This is a genomic window from Bacillus sp. 3G2, assembly GCF_044324725.1.
Lineage (GTDB): Bacteria > Bacillota > Bacilli > Bacillales > Bacillaceae_G > Bacillus_A > Bacillus_A mobilis.
The window spans coordinates 469,211-487,757 of sequence record NZ_CP172246.1; the positions used below are offsets into that span (position 1 = coordinate 469,211).

An 18,547-nucleotide genomic window follows, 5' to 3' on the forward strand; every position below is an offset into this window, starting at 1 on the left:
GATGGAGTTTTACTGCTGACACATAGTGAGATAAATATAAATTATATAAAATAAGAAGTTTATGGTGGTTATTCTGAGTTTACAATATTATAATTTTACAATTCAGAATTTTGTGGAAATTAAGTGGTTGAAGTCCTTATAATAAAAGTAAAAAGATGATGAGATGGTGGAATGATGCAAAAGAAAAAACGTTGGCGTGAATTCTTTGGAACAATTGCAATTGCATGTTTGTTGGTGTTTTTGGCAAAAATCTTTTTGTTTTTTCCTACGACTGTAAAAGGAGCGTCCATGAAGCCAACGTTACAAGATGGGGATAAGGTGATTGTTAATAAGTTGGCAAAGCAATTTGAAAGTTATGGGCGAGAAGATATTATTGTTGTGAAGACAGATAATTTTTATGTGAAAAGGGTTATTGGTTTGCCTGGTGATGTCATTGAGGTGAGAAATGATCAATTATATGTGAATCATGAAGTGATACAGGAAGCGTATTTGTATAGTAATAAAAAACAAGCTGAAAAAAAACTTATGAATTTAACAGAGGACTTTGGACCGATTACAATTCCTAAAAATAAGATTTTTGTTATGGGAGATAATCGCTTAATAAGCAGAGATAGTAGAAATGGTTTAGGACTTATTGATAAAGCGGATGTATTAGGAGAATTAGCGGCAATTTATTATCCATTTGAACATATGAAAATAATGAATTAAAGTAAAAAACCAAGCAAATTTCATTTGCTTGGTTTTTTATTCCGCTTTAATGGGCAGTAAGACCCCCACCTCAAAATTCAGCGAAAGCAAGGAAGTTAGGTGGGGGATCAACTGCCCATTAAAGTCCGATTGGTTCAACTAATAATCAGTGGGGGATGAAGAAAACCCCCACTGATTAAAGTTTCACTTTATGTTAAATCGTAGGAGACTCATTAAATTCATAGACGTCTTCATTGTTTTTATTCGTACTTAAAACGAATTTGTGCTGCAATAGTTGCAGTTTAAAGAATGCTAACGGATCGTGATAAGTTTCTGGGTTGCTTCTTAACGTTGCTAATGTTTGCTCGTCTTCCTGTATTTCAAGTTGAGCTGATTCTACATTTTGTTTCAGTATGCTAAGTGGATCTTTAAAGAACATCATGATATCTCGTTCTAATGCGCCTTCAAATACTTCAAATTGAAGGAAGAATTGTTTTGAGATTGTTTGAGCAATTTCCGTATAATCTTCCGTTTCAATGTATTGTTTATATTTGTTTGCGAGCATAGATTGATTTTTTTGCATGTTACCAAATAGTTTTCCCGCACTCTTTAAGAAAAATTGTGTTGGTGTAAAGCGTAATAAAATATTGATGTTCGATACTGTAATTCGATTTGTCATACGTACAACATCTCGATGCCAATCATCTAGTAATTTGAAATCGCAAGGAAGTTTCATGCGTTCTTCTTTATATAATTTATTAAACGTTTCACTCATTTCATCTAAATAAGATTGAGCTTGAATAAATTCATTATGCGCTGTTTCAATCCACTCTTGAATAAATCCAGTAAATTTAGGAAGAAGCACTTGCTGTACATGTTTTTGAATTCGTTCGTTCATTGCAGCATTTAATTCTTCATGAACTAATTTGAAATCACTATCTTCTTGAACAAGGTCAGAACAGCTCTGTAATAATTCAGGAATTTGAGAATGGATATCTCGTGTGATTTCTTCTTTCGTTAAAAGATAAGATTCTGTAATAGAACGAATTTTATCTTTTTCAAGAGCAGTAAGATTGTTAATAAATCCGTTTAGTTTTACTGAGATATGTTTATTCCAGCGTACGGATTTCACTAATGTATTTTCTAATTCCACACGTTCATTTACAAGGTATGCGATTGTTTTTTGAGTGAACCATATTAGTTTTTTTATACGTTCTTGTTCTATGTCGCGTTCTGCTAGATTAGAAAGAATAGACTCTGTCACGTCTCCAAGTTGCTGGCTACTCTCTTGTGAAGGAGAGTATGGGAAGAACTTTGCATTTGGGAAATGGACTTTAATCTTACTCATTAGTTTTTCATTATTGGCCGCATTATTTGTGTGTAATACGAAATGAATTTGTAAGTTTGGCACTTGTTCACGTAAATAAAGTAATGTATCAAGCTCTTCACCATGCAATGGTGAAGCAGAATTTAATACGTAAATAAGGTTATCTGCTGCTTGTAAGTATTCAAAGTATGAGCTATTTTTATCCACTTGCCCTTGAACAGATGGCGTAACAAGGAATGCAAATTTATTCTTTCTTAAAAATCTACTTGGTAACTTAATTTCTATACACTTCTTCTCAAGTTCTGACTCGGAATCGGAAGGTGTAGCCATTATTTGATGGAATTCATCAAAGTTCGGTATATTGTGTACATCTAAAGCAGTGAATTCTGTTATTTCAGTTTGGCTATCATCTTTAAATAGAATAGGAGTTGTTACAGTCTCAGTTAAGATGTTCTCTCCTAATATTGAATTGATGAATGATGACTTATCATGGTCACTAGTTCCCGCTATTAGTAATTGTGTAACATTTAAATCACATAGTTCATGAACGAGTAACGTAAATTGATGACTTAAATCCACATCATTTTTTTCAGCCCATACAGCAATTGTTTCGAATAAATGAGAAACGGTTTCCATATTTACATTTGTTTCAGCTGTTGAATTAGAGAGTAGGGCTCCCGCACTTTTTACGAGTAATGACTCTAAAGTTGTAGGTGAAACTTCATTCCATGCTAACACTGCAGCAGAGACAAATAGGGCATCTTTTGCTTTCGTTAAACTAAACCAATTTGTTAATAAATCTGGTACAAGTCCCTGCATTTCATGCATGAAATGTTCACCAGTAATTAATTTAAAGTACGTATCTTGGTAGCGTTCAATAATTTCATGCCAATCGTCATTGTTGTCTGTTTCGATATGTAAGAATAAATGATTTATTGTTTGAATCCAAGGTAGATGCAAGTTTTCATTTTGATAGCTGTTCCAAAGAGCAATAACAAGTTCTTTAAATTGGACTTGATCAATTGCATATAAAGCTTTTAAAGATTCATAGAAATATTCTGGTTTGATTTGTTTCGTAAATCCTTGATTCACATAATGGATTAAAGTATCGAACCAGTGTAATGATTGTGTTCGAATTCCTTCTTGAACGGCAAGTTCGATAGCGTTATTCCAATCTTCTTGTTTTTCATAGAATGAGCGAGCAATTGCAGTAATATTTGGATAGTCAGGTTGAAATGCAACAGCCTCACTAATTGTCTTAAATGCTAGACCTAAACGATCTTGTTCGATGTAAAGAGAAAGAAGTTGTAAGGAAACTTCCATTGTAAGAGTTGTATCTTCCGTTTGGATAGATTGATAAATTTCTTCTGCTTTTGGCAAGAATCCTAGTTCAAAATAAGAATCTGCAATATTTTTGGTTGCCCAAAGTGCAAGTTCGTTATTTACTTTCTCCCATTTAAATATCGCGGCTTCAAAGTCTTTATTTTGGTAATAAAATTCACCTTGAGCAAAGCGGATATTAGAAATGTTGGAGAATTCGTTTGTAGATTCATTTATATATGCTTCACCGAGTACTTCCGATACTGGAGTAGAAGTTTCTTCTGTTAAAAATGTTTTATAGTAAACCTTTTGGATAAATTGATTTTCAATGGTCATGTTCGTTCCCCCTGTATAATTTAGAAAAATGATGTTGTATGTAAAGGGTGCATGTTCTTTTTATAGGTAGAAGTTGCATTATATCGACCAAACTACGTTTTTGCTAGATATATCATTTTTCCTGAGAGTTAAACCGTTGCGAAAAGTAACTTTCCTTTATTGTAACAAAAAAACAAGCATATGAATTTTTATTTTTTAATCCGGCTATTTACGAATAATAAGACTAGCACTTCAAAAAGCGGCGAATACAGGGGAAGTAGGCGGGAGTTGGGTGCACGATTAATGACTCACTTTCTTCCTGCTAAAGGAATGGATAGAAGTAGAGTTCATTATAAAAACAATGTATAGTGAATATGTATACCATGTTTGTCTGAAAGATAGAAAGGGCACAATGTGGAATAACGATCGTGCATAGGATGTGTCTTCCGAATGGAACAACATATTGGCGAGTTAATCGCGCATTATGGGTATTTTGGAATTATTATAGCGTTGGCAGGTGGGATTGTCGGATTACCGATACCAGACGAGTTTTTATTGACCTTTGTTGGTTATAACGTTTCAAAAGGAGTTATGTCAGGAACGGCTGCTTTTTTAAGTGGGATGGCTGGTGCGATGTTAGGTATTACATTAAGCTACATATTAGGCTTAAAACTTGGACTCCCTGTTTTAAAAAAATATGGGCCGAAAATTAGAATTAAGGAACATCATATTGAAAAAACACACATTTTATTTGAAAAATATGGACCATTTCTTTTAATGATTGGTTACTTCATCCCGGGAGTACGTCATTTAACAGCATATTTTGCTGGGGTGTCGAATTTAACACTTTGGCGTTTTTGCTTGTATGCTTACGGTGGTGCGCTTATTTGGATAAGTGTTTTTATTGGACTTGGCTGGAAGTTAGGAGAGAAATGGCGTTTCGTTGAGTATAGTTTACATCATTATGGAATATGGATTTTATTCATTTCAGTAGTTGTTACAGGTATTGTGTGGTTTTACATAAAGAAAAAGAAAAACCGCTAATAGCGGTTTTTTTAGCTGAAAGCAATAAATAGTACACCAGCTGTAATAAAGACTACACCAACACCAGTCATAAAGTTTAACTTTTCACCGAGTATAATCATAGCTAGGATGATAGAAAATACGACGCTTAATTTATCGACAGGAGCCACTTGTGAAACTTTCCCTGTTTTGAGGGCGAGAAAATAAAATAGCCATGACGAAGCACCTGCAACCCCACTTAATGTGATAAAGAGCAGTGCTTTTTTATTTAGCAGTACGTCGCCAATATTTTGAAATTTACCTTGTATAATAATAACACCCACCATAAATAATGCCATAATAATAGAACGAACCGTTGTTGCAACATTGGCATCGATTCCATCTAAACCAATCTTTCCGAAAATAGATACAAGAGCAGCAGCAATTGCTGATAATAGTGCGAATAAGAGCCATGAACTCATAGTAAAATTCCTCCAATCTTACATTATTATACATGAAAATCATTCTCATGTATAAAGTGAAACTTTAATCAGTGGGATTTTACTGCCTCCCAAATAGCTGGATAGATAACGAAATAATCCCACCTTATATTTTTAATAAGGTGGGATTATTATACTACTCTGCAATTTCTTCATATAAAAAGTACGTTACATTATAAATATGTTCTACTTCATCGTCTGTCATAAACAATAATTCGTCACGCTCAATCCCTTTTTTCTTTTCAATAAACTCAATCATGTTTTTGCGTTCTTCTCTTTTCATCAATTTTATTTCTCCTCTCAATCTGTTTTAATACAGTTTATTTAAGTTACTGCTATTATATAACAGAATCTTTAGAAAGTTCCACCTATTTTATTGTTTTTTTCAGAAGAACTTTTCGACAAAACAAGCCCACCTAAAGGGGGCTTGTTTTATTTTATAGTCGTAAAAACTCGGGCTCCGTCGTACCAGCACCATCGATGTAATAAATTGTGTCAGGATTGATTTTAATTAGTACATAATTAGGGTCTTCAGGACCCAGTAACCAGCGTTTTAAGCTATTATTCCAAAATTTGTTTTTTAATGTGGAGTCTTCCTCGATGGAGGCTAAGCCCTCAACTTCAATATAATCTTCATCTAATTTTTTTCCTTCACGCCCAAGTAGTACATATACATTTTGGTTTTTTTCGATATCTGTTATCTTTTTTGATTTTCGATCTGTTGCAACATATAGTACAAAATCTTCATGGAAAAACATCATAAAGGCGCTGTGAGGTTTATTTTCACGTACAGTAGATAATACACCGGTTCGTTGACCGCAAATAATTGTTTCAATTTTTTCTTTTAAATGCATGCTTTTAGCCTCTTTTCATACTTTGTAGTTTTCTTCGTCTAAATAAAAATGAAGTATCTTTCATACTCTTTTCATCAACATGATTTTTTAAACGTAATTGTGATGAAATCGGACAAGTTAGGAGAAGAATAATATTAATAACGAGGAGAAATACATACGATGGAAGGATGAAAAGCATGTTTAACAAAATATTTCTTATCGTAGCGCTTATAGGTGTACCACTTTCTGTACTTGGGAAAACACTTCATTGGCCTCAAACAATTATGTTCGCTGTGTATTGTATTACGATTATCGCATTAGCTGGTTTTATGGGAAGAGCGACAGAAAGTTTGGCAATTGTATCTGGCCCTAGAATAGGTGGATTATTAAATGCTACTTTCGGTAATGCAGTTGAACTTATCATTTCAATTTTTGCACTTCAGGCAGGGTTAATTGAGGTTGTGTTAGCCTCTTTAACGGGTTCTGTACTTGGAAATTTATTATTAGTAGGAGGGCTATCCTTCTTTGTAGGAGGGCTTAAATACAAAAGACAAAGTTTTAATGTGTATGATGCAAGGCATAATTCAGCTTTATTAATATTTGCTGTTGTAGTAGCTTTTGTTATTCCAGAGATTTTTTCAATGAAAATGGACGCTGGAAAGACGTATCAATTAAGTATCGGAGTTTCTATCATTATGATTATTATGTACCTTGCTGCGCTGTTATTTAAGCTCGTTACGCATCGTGGTGTATATCAACATAAAACGGATGAAGTAGCTCATGAGGAAGAACCAGAGTGGTCGAAAGGTAAAGCGTTACTCGTTTTAGCGATAGCGACAATTGCGGTAGCTTATGTGTCAGAGGCGCTTGTGCATACATTTGAGACAGTTGCAAAATCATTTGGTTGGTCAGAATTATTTATAGGGGTTATTATTGTTGCGATTGTTGGGAATGCAGCGGAACATGCATCTGCAATTATTATGGCGTATAAAAATAAAGTGAATATTGCAGTTGAGATTGCAATAGGTTCTACGTTACAAATTGCCATGTTTGTTGCTCCTGTATTAGTACTGCTTTCTATGTTCTTCACGCAAAGGATGCCTTTAGTATTTACAATACCAGAACTTGTTTCTATGATTACAGCTGTTTTCTTAACGATTGCAATTTCGAATGATGGAGATACAAACTGGTTTGAAGGCGGTACGTTACTAGCAGCGTATGTCATTATGGGAATTGGTTTTTATTTATTATGAAAAATAGGCATAACAATTGTATTGAGAGAAAACAATAAACAAAGTAGTATATATACCTTTACGTAGGAAGGAGCCAGACAGGTGAAACGAGTATACAGCATATGTCTTTCAACTATGGTCTCGTTTATTCTATTATTTCCTAACATGAGTTTTGCAAAGACAACGGTAGAAACAAAAATGCCTTCATCTGTTTTAAATATTTCTAAAGACAACACATTTCCAAATGATGCGCAAGATTTACCGCGTTTACAGCCGAGTAAGTTTGCTCAAGAATTATTGAAAACAGCAAATATTAAAATTGAAAATCCGGACTTAATTCGAATGTTTAATGAAACGACAATTTCGAATGCGCCGCTTGCGGTAGGGTACCGAGCAAAAATTTATTTAGGTCAATGGGCTTTAAATTATGAATCGGTTGATACATCGATTAATTGGGAATATAAACAAGTAAATCGTAATGTGTACGATAATCGCGGAGGAGATCGCCTATATCCGTTACGCTATAAGCAAGAAACACAAAAGACGGTTGAGGGTGATTTAACAGCAGATATGAAAGATACTGCGGATGTGAAAAAAATGATGCTCCTCAAGGCGCTTGAAAAAGTACAATTGCCACTTTCATTTAAAACGACCATTGGGTATGGTACAGGGCATGAGCGCGTGTATAATATTAGTCCGAGTCAGCTTGGATATTTATACGCTTATACACCAGCAGTAAATGAAAAAGGAAAAGTAACGTTTGGAGAAGTGTATCTTGTGTTAAAAGGAAATCAAAAAAGGCTTGTTGTAAAAAACATTACCTCACAAGGAATCGGAGCTGCTATTCCAATTCATGATCATTTGTATTTTAAATTCATTTCTTCTTCTCATTCGCAATAATATGAAAAAACGTCAGCTTATAAGCTGACGTTTTTTTATAATGTAATATTTGCTGTTTTTGATAAGAAATCTTCTGTTGGATAGTAGCTATTTTTTACAAGAACATTTGGTCCTAGACATTTTACTGCAGGACAGTGGCAGCTTAATGATTTTGCAGTTTTTGAGGCACTCCATTTGTCATATGCTTCTTGTAGTGTGTTTGTTTGTATGTTACCTAGAAGGGGAACGTCACCGAAATCAGTTACAATAATATTTCCATCGAAAATGTTGACGTTTAAACGAGAACGGCCATCTGGATCGTTACGAACTGTTACATTTTTGCTTTCTTGTAATTTCTTAAATGTGGCGATGTCTCGCTCGTCATCGCTACAAGCATAGAAAGGTAAAGTCCCAAATAACATCCATACATTTTCATCGCGAATTTCTAGTAAATGCTCAATTGCATCACGAATTTCAGCTTTTGTTAAAATTTCTAGATTGCTCGCAAAATCACTCGGATACATCGGATGAACTTCGTGACGTTTACAGCCCATCTCTTCGACAATTTGACGATGAATATGTTCGATGTGTGGTAGAGTTCGTTTATTCAGCATCGTTTCGGCTGATACGAGTACACCGGCATCTGATAGAGCTTTACTATTTGTAATCATTCTTTCGAATAATTTTGCACGTTGTTCATACGTAGGTTTACGCTCCATCATTGCAAATCCACCTTCAACGAAGTCATCAATTGTTCCCCAGTTATGAGATATATGCAATACGTCTAAATAAGGAATAATTTGTTCGTAACGTGCTAAATCTATAGTTAAGTTTGAGTTGATTTGAGTGCGAACGCCTCGTTCATGGGCGTATTTTAAGAGTGGTGTTACATAGTTGTCGACGGATTTTTTTGAAAGCATAGGTTCTCCGCCAGTAATACTTAAAGAACGTAAATGAGGAATCTCATCTAATCGTTTTAATAAAAGATCCATCGGAAGCGGATTCGGGTCTTTCGGCTGTAACGTGTAACCAACAGCGCAATGCTCACAGCGCATATTGCATAACGTCGTCGTTGTAAACTCAACATTTGTTAATAGTAGTTTGCCGTACTCTTCAAGGTCCATATACGCTTCCCATGGATCGTAAGAAGGAGTAATCGGCTTCATTTTTTGTGATATCGTCATATGAAATACTCCTTTGACTATTGAAATAACAATTTGTCCATTCTCTATAATAGAAGAATATGTGCTTTTTATAAAGTGAAACTTTTTTGTGAAAAAAGAGATAGGGCTTACATTTGAATGAATTACTGTGACAAAATTGATGAAATTACATATCCACAGCAATCATTTTTGCGGTATAATAAAAGCAACTCGAATTAAAAGGAGAGTGCCTTCATGGGAAAAGCAATTCAAGATAAAGATACACAATTAGTATATTTAAAAGAACGTTTAAATATGTTCATTGAAGTAATTGATACAATTGAACCTGAAGAAGTAGAATTAGAAGATGTGGATCGTCTTCTTGCAATGTTAGATGAATTAGAATTAAAATGTGAGCAATTTAAAAAAGACGAATAATATATTAAAAAGGCTGCCAATTCCAATTTGGTAGCCTTTTTCTGTACGGATAATAGAAGGACGATAGAAAAAGAGGTATAATCAAGTTGTGAAAAATTTCATTTATGCTTGAATAGCGTGAAACAAATAAAAAGCTGAAGAGCATAACAATGGGATTTTCATCTCATAACGTTTTGGTAGCGTTCACAATTGAGGGGGAAGTAACAATGGAAAAGCTTCAAGAAAGCATGTATCAACTAATTGTTGAAACGTCAACGAACTTACCGAAAGATGTTCGTCGTGCGATTCAACAAGCAAAAGAACGAGAAAATGCAGGAACCCGTTCTGCGATGGCACTTGGCACAATTACGAATAATATTAAAATGGCTGATGATAACATCTCACCAATTTGCCAAGATACAGGGATGCCAACGTTTAAAATTTATACACCAGTTGGTGTGAATCAACTAAAGTTGAAGGAAGCTATCTATCATGCGCTTGAGCGGGCGACAAAAGATGGTAAACTTCGTCCTAATTCTGTTGATTCTCTTTTTGGAGACAATAGTGGAAATAATTTAGGACCAGGTACACCGGTTATTAAGTTTGAACAATGGGAAAAAGATTATATTGATGCACGTTTAATTCTAAAGGGTGGCGGCTGTGAGAATAAAAATATTCAGTATAGCTTACCGTGTGAATTAGAAGGACTTGGACGAGCTGGCCGTGATTTAGAAGGGATTCGTAAATGCCTTCTTCATGCAGTATATCAAGCACAAGGCCAAGGATGTAGTGCAGGTGTAATTGGTGTTGGTATCGGGGGAGACCGCACATCAGGTTACGAATTAGCAAAAAATCAATTATTCCGTACATTAGATGATGTCAATCCAGTACCAGAGTTACAAAAACTTGAAGAGTACGTATTAGAAAATGCGAATAAGCTTGGCATTGGTACGATGGGATTTGGCGGAGAAACAACTTTGCTTGGCTGTAAAATTGGCGTGTATAACCGTCTGCCAGCTAGCTTCTATGTATCTGTTGCATATAATTGCTGGGCATATCGCCGCCTTGGCGTAACAATCCATCCTGAAACAGGTGAAATTATGGATTGGCTATACCAAGAAGGTGACGATACACTTCAGCAAGAAGCACAAGAAAAAACAGAGCAACGTGAGATTGTATTACAAGCTCCAATTACAGAAGAACAGATTCGTGAACTTCGCGTTGGTGATGTTGTAACAATTAATGGCATGATGTATACAGGTCGTGACGCAATCCATAAGCATTTAATGGATAACGATTGTCCGGTAGATTTAAATGGACAAGTTATTTATCACTGTGGTCCAGTTGTCGTGAAAGATGAAAATGAAAACTGGCAAATTAAAGCGGCAGGTCCAACGACAAGTATTCGTGAAGAACCGTACCAAGGCGATATTATGAAGAAATTCGGTATTCGCGCTGTCATTGGAAAAGGCGGTATGGGTGCGAAAACATTAGCGGCTTTAGAAGAGCACGGCGGTGTATATTTAAATGCAATTGGCGGTGCAGCACAATATTATGCTGAATGTATTAAAGAAGTAAAAGATGTTGATTTCTTACAATTTGGTATTCCAGAGGCAATGTGGCATTTACGTATCGAAGGATTTAAAGCAGTTGTAACGATGGATTCTCATGGTAATAGCTTACATGCAGATGTTGATAAAACATCACTTGAAAAATTAGCTAGCTTTAAAGAGCCAGTATTTAAGTAAAAAAAAATGCATCTCGAATTATTCGAGATGCATTTTTTTGGTATATATAGAAAAACATGCTCAGCATGAAAGAATGCGTAGCAACAGAAACTACAAGTACGATTATATATGGAAAGGAGACTATTTATGAAATATAAATGGTTATATATCGGTCTCATTTTTTCAATTATGATGGCACTTGTTCCAGTTTCGGCATTAGCTTATACAAATACTCCACATAACTGGGGAATCCCGCGCCCTAAAAATGAAACAGTACCAGATGCAGGAAAGTTATATACAGATTTACTACAAAAAAATGGTGGGTTTTATTTAGGGGATACAAAGAAAAAAGATATTTATTTAACATTCGATAATGGGTACGAGAATGGATACACAGGGAAAATCTTAGATGTATTAAAAGAGAAAAAAGTACCGGCAACTTTCTTTGTAACGGGTCATTATATTAAAACACAAAAAGATTTGTTATTAAGAATGAAGGATGAAGGACATATTATTGGAAACCATTCGTGGAGTCATCCTGATTTTACAACGGTAAATGATGCGAAACTTCGTGAAGAATTAACGAGTGTAACAGAGGAAATTAAAAAAGTAACTGGGCAAAAAGAAGTAAAATATGTACGCCCACCGCGAGGCGTGTTTAGTGAAAGAACGTTAGCTCTTACGAAAGAAATGGGCTATTATAATGTATTTTGGTCACTTGCATTTTTGGATTGGAAAGTGGATGAACAAAGAGGATGGCAATATGCGCATAATAATGTCATGACGATGATTCATCCAGGATCTGTTTTATTACTTCATGCAATCTCGAAAGATAATGCAGAAGCACTTGCGAAAATCATTGATGATTTGCGCGAGAAAGGGTATCATTTTAAAAGTCTAGATGACTTAGTAAAAAGCGATCAACCGTAAGCATGTATGCTTGCGGTTTTCTCATGCTATAATGATGTGTAAAAAGGATGGGGAAACGTATGTGGAGCGAACATGTTACGTTAGAGTATCCGTATCATTTTGAAGAGGTATTAAAACGGTTATCTTTTGATCCTCTGAACGTCATTCAATTAGATGAGAAAGTTATCTATGTCCCGCTTTGTATAGATGAGGAACAGGTTGTTGTTCGCTTGCAGGGGATTGGTACTGTGCAAAATCCACAGTTTTGGATTTCTAGTCAAACAGGAGATCCGGAGAAGGTCATGAAACGAATGAGAGCCATTTTTCATTGGAATGAACCGTTTCAAGATATACAAAATCATTTTTTAAACACATCATTACGTCCACTATTTGAAACATATGCTTATACTCCAATTATTTTAGAATTTGATTATTTCGCTTGTCTTCTTCGCTGTATCATTCATCAACAAATAAATTTGAAATTTGCTACTGTGTTAACAGAACAGTTTGTGAAACGATATGGAACAAAGAAGAATGGTGTATTCTTTTTCCCCACTCCGGAAATAGTAGCAAATATTTCAATAGAAGAATTGAGAGAGCAGAAGTTTAGTCAACGAAAGGCTGAATATATAGTAGGATTAGGTCAAAGTATTGTCAGTGGTACATTAGACTTAGCGAGTATAGAAACCAGGGCGGAAGAAGAGGTTTCGGCACAATTGTTACCGATTAGGGGGATTGGTGCATGGACAGTGCAAAACTTTTTAATGTTTGGGCTTGGACGAAAAAATATGTTTCCAAAAACGGACATTGGGATCCAGCGTGCGGTGCAAGGGATATTTCAATTAGATGATAAACCTGATGATGTATTTTTAGAAAAAGTGAAACAAGAGTGTGAACCATACTGCAGTTATGCAGCGTTATATTTATGGAAAAGTATAGAGTAGAGGTGTAATAATGATACAAAAGCAACATGAGAGTAAGTTGGAAGTTGGTCAAACATTTCCTGTGACAATTAAACGTCTTGGGATTAACGGAGAAGGCGTTGGTTATTTTAAGAGACAAGTCGTTTTCATTCCAGGGGCATTACCAGGAGAAGAAGTTGTTGCAGAAACAACGAAAATTCAGCGTGGCTTCGCTGAAGCAAAAGTGAAAAAAGTTCGTAAAGCTTCACCACATCGTGTGAAAGCACCATGTCCGGTATATGAAGAGTGTGGCGGTTGTCAACTGCAACATTTAGATTATAAAGAACAATTAAATCAAAAGCGTGATATCGTTGTACAAGCATTTGAGAAGTATATGAATAACAGTTTGGAAGAGAAAATCCGTCCAACGCTTGGTATGGAAAATCCATGGCATTATCGTAATAAGAGTCAACTACAAGTGGGACGTAAAGACGAAAAGGTTATTACAGGGCTGTATAAGCAAAACTCACATCAGTTAATTGATATTGCTCATTGTATGATTCAACATAAAGCAACGAATGAAGCGACAAAAGTTGTAAGACGTATATTAGAAAAGTTAAATGTTTCTATTTATAATGAGAAAAAACAAAAAGGTTTAGTACGTACAATTGTGACACGTACTGCGGTTCAAACAGGGGAAGTACAAGTTACACTTATTACAACAAAAGAAGAATTGCCAAATAAGGAGCAGTTTATCGCAGAAGTACAAAAGCAAATGCCAAGTGTGAAATCAATTATGCAAAACGTAAACTGGCGTAAAACATCTGTTATTTTCGGTGATAAAACATTTAAATTAGCTGGAAAAGAAGTAATTCAAGAAACACTAGGTGATTTATCATTTGAATTATCAGCGCGTGCATTCTTCCAGTTAAATCCAGAACAAACAGTTGTTTTATACGATGAAGCGAAAAAAGCAGCTGCTTTAACAGGCGATGAGAAAATTGTAGATGCGTATTGTGGTGTTGGTACAATCGGTCTTTGGCTTGCAAATGATGCAGCGGAAGTACGTGGTATGGATGTAATTCCAGAAGCGATTGAAGATGCAAGAAAAAATGCGAAGCGTCACGGATTTACAAATACGAAATATGAAGCAGGTAAAGCTGAACAGTGGTTACCGAAATGGGTAAAAGAAGGATGGCGTCCAGATGTAATTGTTGTCGATCCACCTCGTACAGGTTGCGATGATAAATTACTGGAAACAATTTTAAAAGTGAAGCCGAAACAAGTTGTTTACGTATCTTGTAATCCTTCCTCATTAGCACGTGATGTACAAGCATTAATGAAGAGTTATGAAGTGGAGTATGTGCAACCAGTTGATATGTTCCCTCATACAGCTCATGTAGAAAATGTAGTGAAGCTTGTTAGAAAGTAAAGTGTATTCATATTCCCTCATGAAATGAGGGAATATTTTCTATGAAGGAGAGTAAAATGAATAATTATAAATTAACGATTCAGTACGATGGTGCACGTTTTAAAGGATGGCAACGTCTCGGTAATAACGATAATACGATTCAAGGAAAAATCGAAAGTGTCATATCTGAAATGGTCGGAAAAGAAATTGAAATTATCGGTTGTAGTAGAACAGACGCTGGTGTACATGCTTTGAATCAAGTTGCTAACTTCCAAAGTGATGAGAAGTTAGTAGAACATAAAGTGAAGAAATATTTAAATCAATATTTACCCAACGATATTAGCATTACGAATGTAGAAGAAGTACAAGATCGTTTCCATGCTCGTTACAATTCTAAAGCAAAAACATATCTTTATAAGATTTGGAATGAAGAGCATACAAATCCATTTATGCGTAAATACAGCATGCATGTGAATAAAAAATTAAATGTGAAAAGCATGAAAGAAGCTGCAAAACATTTAGTTGGTTCACATGACTTTACTGCTTTTTCGAATGCGAAATCAAAGAAAAAGTCTATGGTTCGAGAAGTATATACACTTGAAGTGATGGAAGAAGCAGGATTCGTACAAATTAGAATAAGTGGTAACGGATTCCTTCATAATATGGTCCGGAAAATTGTTGGAGCATTAATTGAAGTTGGATTAGGACAATTAGATGCAGAAGCAATTCCACATATTTTAGAGGCGAAACAACGCAATCAAATTAATTGCCTTGCTGAGGCAAGTGGTTTGTATTTGGAGAATGTTGAGTTTTAAAAGATATGGATATAAAAAAAGCACTCATGTGAGTGCTTTTTTTATGCTGATGCAGCCGTTTTATCTTTTCGGAAAATCCCCATTAACCCTCCGATTAATAATAAAATTCCTGGTAATAAGTAAACGATAGAAATACAAATAAATCCACCAATGGCGGCGATCGTCATCATAATGCCACCTACTTTAGCTTTGCTCTTAACCATAACGCATCCAACAATTCCTAAAATAGAAAGAGCTACAGCAGCCCAGCCTAATCCAATAATTTGATTAGCTCCGTCAGCTTCAACTGCTGCTCCGACGCCTCCGATAAATAAAGCGATAAATGCACATAAAATCCCGAATATACCACCGATTAATCCTAATACAAATTCTGTCGTTCTTTTCATAGTAATCACCTTTTATATTTTATTTAGAGTTAAAGAAAACTTTTTTACTTTCGTGAGTTTCGAATTGAATTTTAAAATCATCGCCAGTGTTAACCAATTGAGAGATGTACCCTTCTCCTTCAGCGCCTTTATAAAGTTTTTGATGTAGTTCATTTGGTGTTACAGCGTACTGGTCATTATTGTAAACATGTCCATCATTTGAAACGAGTTTGAAACTCGAACCGAATAAATCATATTCGTGATCTTGTGTTTCAGCATCAGTAACTTTACCTTTAATTTTCACTAGAACCCATTCTTTTCCTTCTGGAGCAGCCTCATTAAATTGATTTTCCTTTTTTAATATTTCAAAGGCTTGCTCGCCACGAATTACTTCTAAAATAGATAATTCGACTTTAGTCTTGAATTTTTCAAAATTGCCATCTTCACTATTGAAGATAACATCATTAACAGTAGCAGTTTCATTAAAATCGATTGGGTTAGAACGATTTCCTTTAGCTGATTCTGTTTTGGATTCTTTTTCTTTTGGTGTTTCTTTTGGAGCTTGTTCTTTTTCTTTTGTTTGTACACCATTATCTTTTTGTTCATTTGATCCGCAAGCCGCTAATCCGAAAATTAATGAACTACATGCTAATGTAAGTAAAAGTTTTTTATACATAAATTCTTCCTCCTAGATGTTGAAATGTCAGATTTAGAACTTACATAATAACAAACTTAATGAATACTAAATGTCGGAATTTGTCGATTAAATTAAAAAGCATTTATTCTGTATATAATCAATTTTAAATTAAATTTTAAAGTTGTGGGGTAGAGGGGGATATAAAGAAAAAACACGAGAGTAGTAAACATCTCGTGTTTAAATAGGATAAGTAACTTTGTCGGTTTAAGAAGATTTCTCGTTTTTCATACGTATCTTCAAATTCCAAAAAACAGCAAGCATAATGGCTGCAAAGGAGCCGCTAATTGTTGCGAATAGCTTTGCATAAGGAAAGCTGTTCATATCCATGAGTAACATCATACATACAAGGGTGGGGAAGAAGGCTAAGTATTGTAATAACTTTAATTTGTTATCATTACTCATATATATCATCCCTTTCTAATACGTTATATGTTTATTGTAGCATATTTTACCAATTTATATTTACACTTGGAAGCAGATTTATCCTACATTAACAGGAAATAAAGGTCCAATTAGTGAGGGTGGACAAAACCGCCACAGATTAAAGTTTCACTTCATTTCATATGTGTAAATGCAATTTTTTAATTCGATATTGTAAGTTTTGCCTACTTAATCCCAAAAACTTTGCAGCTTGTGAGATATTACCGTGATACTCTTTCAGAATTTGATTGATGTAGTTCTTTTCCATTGCCTCTATTGTGTGCTTTAACGTTTTAGGTGCATCAGCATCGTTATTAGTTAGGCAAGGTTGCATATTGAATTCTTTTTTTATTCGTTCGCGAAAGCGAGTGGGAAGATGAAACGCTGTAATGATATTTTCTTCTTCAACTAAATTCATTGAACCTTCAATGATATGTTCTAATTCTCGTACGTTTCCAGGCCAATCATATGCATACAAGAATTCTCTTACATGTACATCTAGATCCGTCACGCTGAGCCCAAATTGAATGTTGTACTTTTCGATAAAGTGCTGAACAAGAGCTGGAATATCTTCTTTTCGCTCGCGTAAAGGCGGGAGACATAAAGTAACAACGCTTAATCGGTAATATAAGTCTTCCCGTAATCGATTGTGTGTAATAGCTTCAAGAGGGTCCTCATTAATAGTTGCTATAATACGAACATCAATTTCTTTTTCTTGTGTGCCTCCGATTCTTCGTATTGTTTTTTCTTGTATAGCTCGTAGTAATTTAGCTTGAAGAGCTGGACCTAATGAGTTGATTTCATCTAATAATAAAGTGCCTCCGTTTGCTTCTTCAAATAAACCAGCTTTATCGATGGCTCCTGTAAATGCACCTCGGTTCGTACCGAATAATAAGCTTTCCATGAGTGTATCAGGTATAGCGGCACAGTTTTGTGAAATAAATGGTTTTGTTGAACGCTGACTTTCATTATGGATGCTTTGTGCAAATAGTTCTTTACCGGTCCCTGTTTCTCCTACGAGAAGTATGGATGAGGATGTACGAATTACTCTCTTCGCTTCTGTAATGACGGATTGAATAGCACTAGAATCACCGATTATGTGATCAAAGGTAAACTTATTATTTGGTTTTCGAGAAAGGTTTGTTTTTATTGTTTGTTTGGAATGGCTAATCTCTGTTGAAATTTCAATAGCGCCTTTAATTTTTCCATTTTCTATTATAGGGAAAGTGTTGTTAATCGTCGTAATTTCTTGTCCTTTATTGTTAAAATACGTTTGTTTTATATTTTTGTTTGTTTTTCCTAATTTTAATGCCTCTATAAGAGTACTATTTTTATTTTCTTCAAATGCGAATACTTCTAAAGGACTTTTATATAGCACATCTGAGCGTTCCATTGATTCAATTTCCATCATTTTGCGGTTGTAGATAATCGTTTTACTTTCCTCATTAATAATATGAATCCCGATATCGAGCTCATTGAGCAAAGTCTCATATAGCATATTCATTTCAATGATCTGTTTAAAATTAATTTCTTCTGTACGCATAGATTATCTTCTCCTCATTTCACCCTATGAAGACTGACTTTTTATAATTTTATTAAAATTCTTATAAAATCGCAAAATTTTTTTGCTATTTTCCTTTTAAAACT

19 protein-coding genes are annotated in these 18,547 nt (G+C 34.9%); 10 read left to right on the plus strand and 9 right to left on the minus strand.

Annotated elements, in window-relative coordinates:
* Nucleotides 1-171 precede the first annotated feature (171 nt).
* Nucleotides 172-708 (plus strand): signal peptidase I, encoded by a 537-nt coding sequence (gene lepB / locus ACHZK0_RS02390; protein ID WP_098124268.1) that lies wholly within the window; start codon nt 172-174, stop codon nt 706-708.
* A 193-nt stretch (nt 709-901) separates the two neighbouring features.
* Here the strand turns inward: lepB and ACHZK0_RS02395 are convergent, their stop codons facing one another.
* On the minus strand, nt 902-3,670 hold the full coding sequence (locus ACHZK0_RS02395; RefSeq protein ID WP_262741367.1) for a tetratricopeptide repeat protein: 2,769 nt from the start codon (nt 3,668-3,670) through the stop codon (nt 902-904).
* A 429-nt stretch (nt 3,671-4,099) separates the two neighbouring features.
* On the opposite strand from ACHZK0_RS02395, the gene ACHZK0_RS02400 reads away from it, so the two are divergent.
* Nucleotides 4,100-4,693 (plus strand): DedA family protein, encoded by a 594-nt coding sequence (locus ACHZK0_RS02400; RefSeq protein WP_262741366.1) that lies wholly within the window; start codon nt 4,100-4,102, stop codon nt 4,691-4,693.
* An 11-nt stretch (nt 4,694-4,704) separates the two neighbouring features.
* Here the strand turns inward: ACHZK0_RS02400 and ACHZK0_RS02405 are convergent, their stop codons facing one another.
* The 3 genes from ACHZK0_RS02405 to ACHZK0_RS02415 all read right to left on the minus strand — a co-directional run bounded on the left by ACHZK0_RS02405 (nt 4,705) and on the right by ACHZK0_RS02415 (nt 6,005).
* Nucleotides 4,705-5,133 (minus strand): EamA family transporter, encoded by a 429-nt coding sequence (locus tag ACHZK0_RS02405; RefSeq protein ID WP_000100307.1) that lies wholly within the window; start codon nt 5,131-5,133, stop codon nt 4,705-4,707.
* A 154-nt stretch (nt 5,134-5,287) separates the two neighbouring features.
* On the minus strand, nt 5,288-5,434 hold the full coding sequence (locus ACHZK0_RS02410) for a BH0509 family protein (RefSeq protein ID WP_000817786.1): 147 nt from the start codon (nt 5,432-5,434) through the stop codon (nt 5,288-5,290).
* Between the two features lie 154 nt (nt 5,435-5,588).
* Nucleotides 5,589-6,005: a pyridoxamine 5'-phosphate oxidase family protein gene (locus tag ACHZK0_RS02415; protein ID WP_262741365.1), complete on the minus strand. Its 417-nt coding sequence runs from the start codon at nt 6,003-6,005 to the stop codon at nt 5,589-5,591.
* A gap of 176 nt (nt 6,006-6,181) precedes the next feature.
* On the opposite strand from ACHZK0_RS02415, the gene cax reads away from it, so the two are divergent.
* Together cax and ACHZK0_RS02425 are read left to right on the plus strand one after the other, a co-directional pair.
* Nucleotides 6,182-7,237, plus strand: coding sequence for a calcium/proton exchanger (gene cax, locus ACHZK0_RS02420; protein WP_061676716.1), 1,056 nt, complete (start codon nt 6,182-6,184; stop codon nt 7,235-7,237).
* An 81-nt stretch (nt 7,238-7,318) separates the two neighbouring features.
* Complete coding sequence (locus ACHZK0_RS02425; RefSeq protein WP_061676717.1) at nt 7,319-8,116, plus strand: YfkD famly protein; 798 nt, start codon at nt 7,319-7,321, stop codon at nt 8,114-8,116.
* Between the two features lie 35 nt (nt 8,117-8,151).
* Here ACHZK0_RS02425 and yfkAB read toward each other — a convergent pair whose 3' ends face one another.
* Nucleotides 8,152-9,279 carry a radical SAM/CxCxxxxC motif protein YfkAB gene (gene yfkAB, locus ACHZK0_RS02430; protein ID WP_000156022.1) on the minus strand — a complete coding sequence of 376 codons (1,128 nt, stop codon included), beginning with the start codon at nt 9,277-9,279 and terminating at the stop codon, nt 8,152-8,154.
* 213 nt (nt 9,280-9,492) lie between these two features.
* Here yfkAB and ACHZK0_RS02435 point away from each other — a divergent pair, with 213 nt between their 5' ends.
* The 6 genes from ACHZK0_RS02435 to truA all read left to right on the plus strand — a co-directional run bounded on the left by ACHZK0_RS02435 (nt 9,493) and on the right by truA (nt 15,418).
* Nucleotides 9,493-9,675 (plus strand): SE1561 family protein, encoded by a 183-nt coding sequence (locus ACHZK0_RS02435; protein WP_000513558.1) that lies wholly within the window; start codon nt 9,493-9,495, stop codon nt 9,673-9,675.
* Between the two features lie 206 nt (nt 9,676-9,881).
* Nucleotides 9,882-11,402: a class I fumarate hydratase gene (gene fumA, locus ACHZK0_RS02440; RefSeq protein ID WP_080467825.1), complete on the plus strand. Its 1,521-nt coding sequence runs from the start codon at nt 9,882-9,884 to the stop codon at nt 11,400-11,402.
* Nucleotides 11,403-11,528: 126 nt separating this feature from the next.
* Nucleotides 11,529-12,311 carry a delta-lactam-biosynthetic de-N-acetylase gene (pdaA, locus tag ACHZK0_RS02445; RefSeq protein ID WP_063263192.1) on the plus strand — a complete coding sequence of 261 codons (783 nt, stop codon included), beginning with the start codon at nt 11,529-11,531 and terminating at the stop codon, nt 12,309-12,311.
* Nucleotides 12,312-12,370: 59 nt separating this feature from the next.
* Nucleotides 12,371-13,234 carry a DNA-3-methyladenine glycosylase family protein gene (locus ACHZK0_RS02450; RefSeq protein WP_098375305.1) on the plus strand — a complete coding sequence of 288 codons (864 nt, stop codon included), beginning with the start codon at nt 12,371-12,373 and terminating at the stop codon, nt 13,232-13,234.
* Nucleotides 13,235-13,244: 10 nt separating this feature from the next.
* Nucleotides 13,245-14,624 carry a 23S rRNA (uracil(1939)-C(5))-methyltransferase RlmD gene (gene rlmD, locus ACHZK0_RS02455; protein ID WP_061676722.1) on the plus strand — a complete coding sequence of 460 codons (1,380 nt, stop codon included), beginning with the start codon at nt 13,245-13,247 and terminating at the stop codon, nt 14,622-14,624.
* 56 nt (nt 14,625-14,680) lie between these two features.
* On the plus strand, nt 14,681-15,418 hold the full coding sequence (gene truA / locus ACHZK0_RS02460) for a tRNA pseudouridine(38-40) synthase TruA (protein ID WP_262741364.1): 738 nt from the start codon (nt 14,681-14,683) through the stop codon (nt 15,416-15,418).
* 41 nt (nt 15,419-15,459) lie between these two features.
* Here truA and ACHZK0_RS02465 read toward each other — a convergent pair whose 3' ends face one another.
* The 4 genes from ACHZK0_RS02465 to ACHZK0_RS02480 form a co-directional block, all read right to left on the minus strand.
* Nucleotides 15,460-15,804 (minus strand): DUF4064 domain-containing protein, encoded by a 345-nt coding sequence (locus tag ACHZK0_RS02465; protein ID WP_061676724.1) that lies wholly within the window; start codon nt 15,802-15,804, stop codon nt 15,460-15,462.
* Between the two features lie 19 nt (nt 15,805-15,823).
* Complete coding sequence (locus tag ACHZK0_RS02470; protein WP_270342698.1) at nt 15,824-16,459, minus strand: hypothetical protein; 636 nt, start codon at nt 16,457-16,459, stop codon at nt 15,824-15,826.
* Between the two features lie 225 nt (nt 16,460-16,684).
* Nucleotides 16,685-16,882 carry a hypothetical protein gene (locus ACHZK0_RS02475; RefSeq protein ID WP_061676726.1) on the minus strand — a complete coding sequence of 66 codons (198 nt, stop codon included), beginning with the start codon at nt 16,880-16,882 and terminating at the stop codon, nt 16,685-16,687.
* Nucleotides 16,883-17,039: 157 nt separating this feature from the next.
* On the minus strand, nt 17,040-18,443 hold the full coding sequence (locus tag ACHZK0_RS02480) for a sigma-54 interaction domain-containing protein (protein ID WP_270342702.1): 1,404 nt from the start codon (nt 18,441-18,443) through the stop codon (nt 17,040-17,042).
* Nucleotides 18,444-18,547 lie beyond the last annotated feature (104 nt).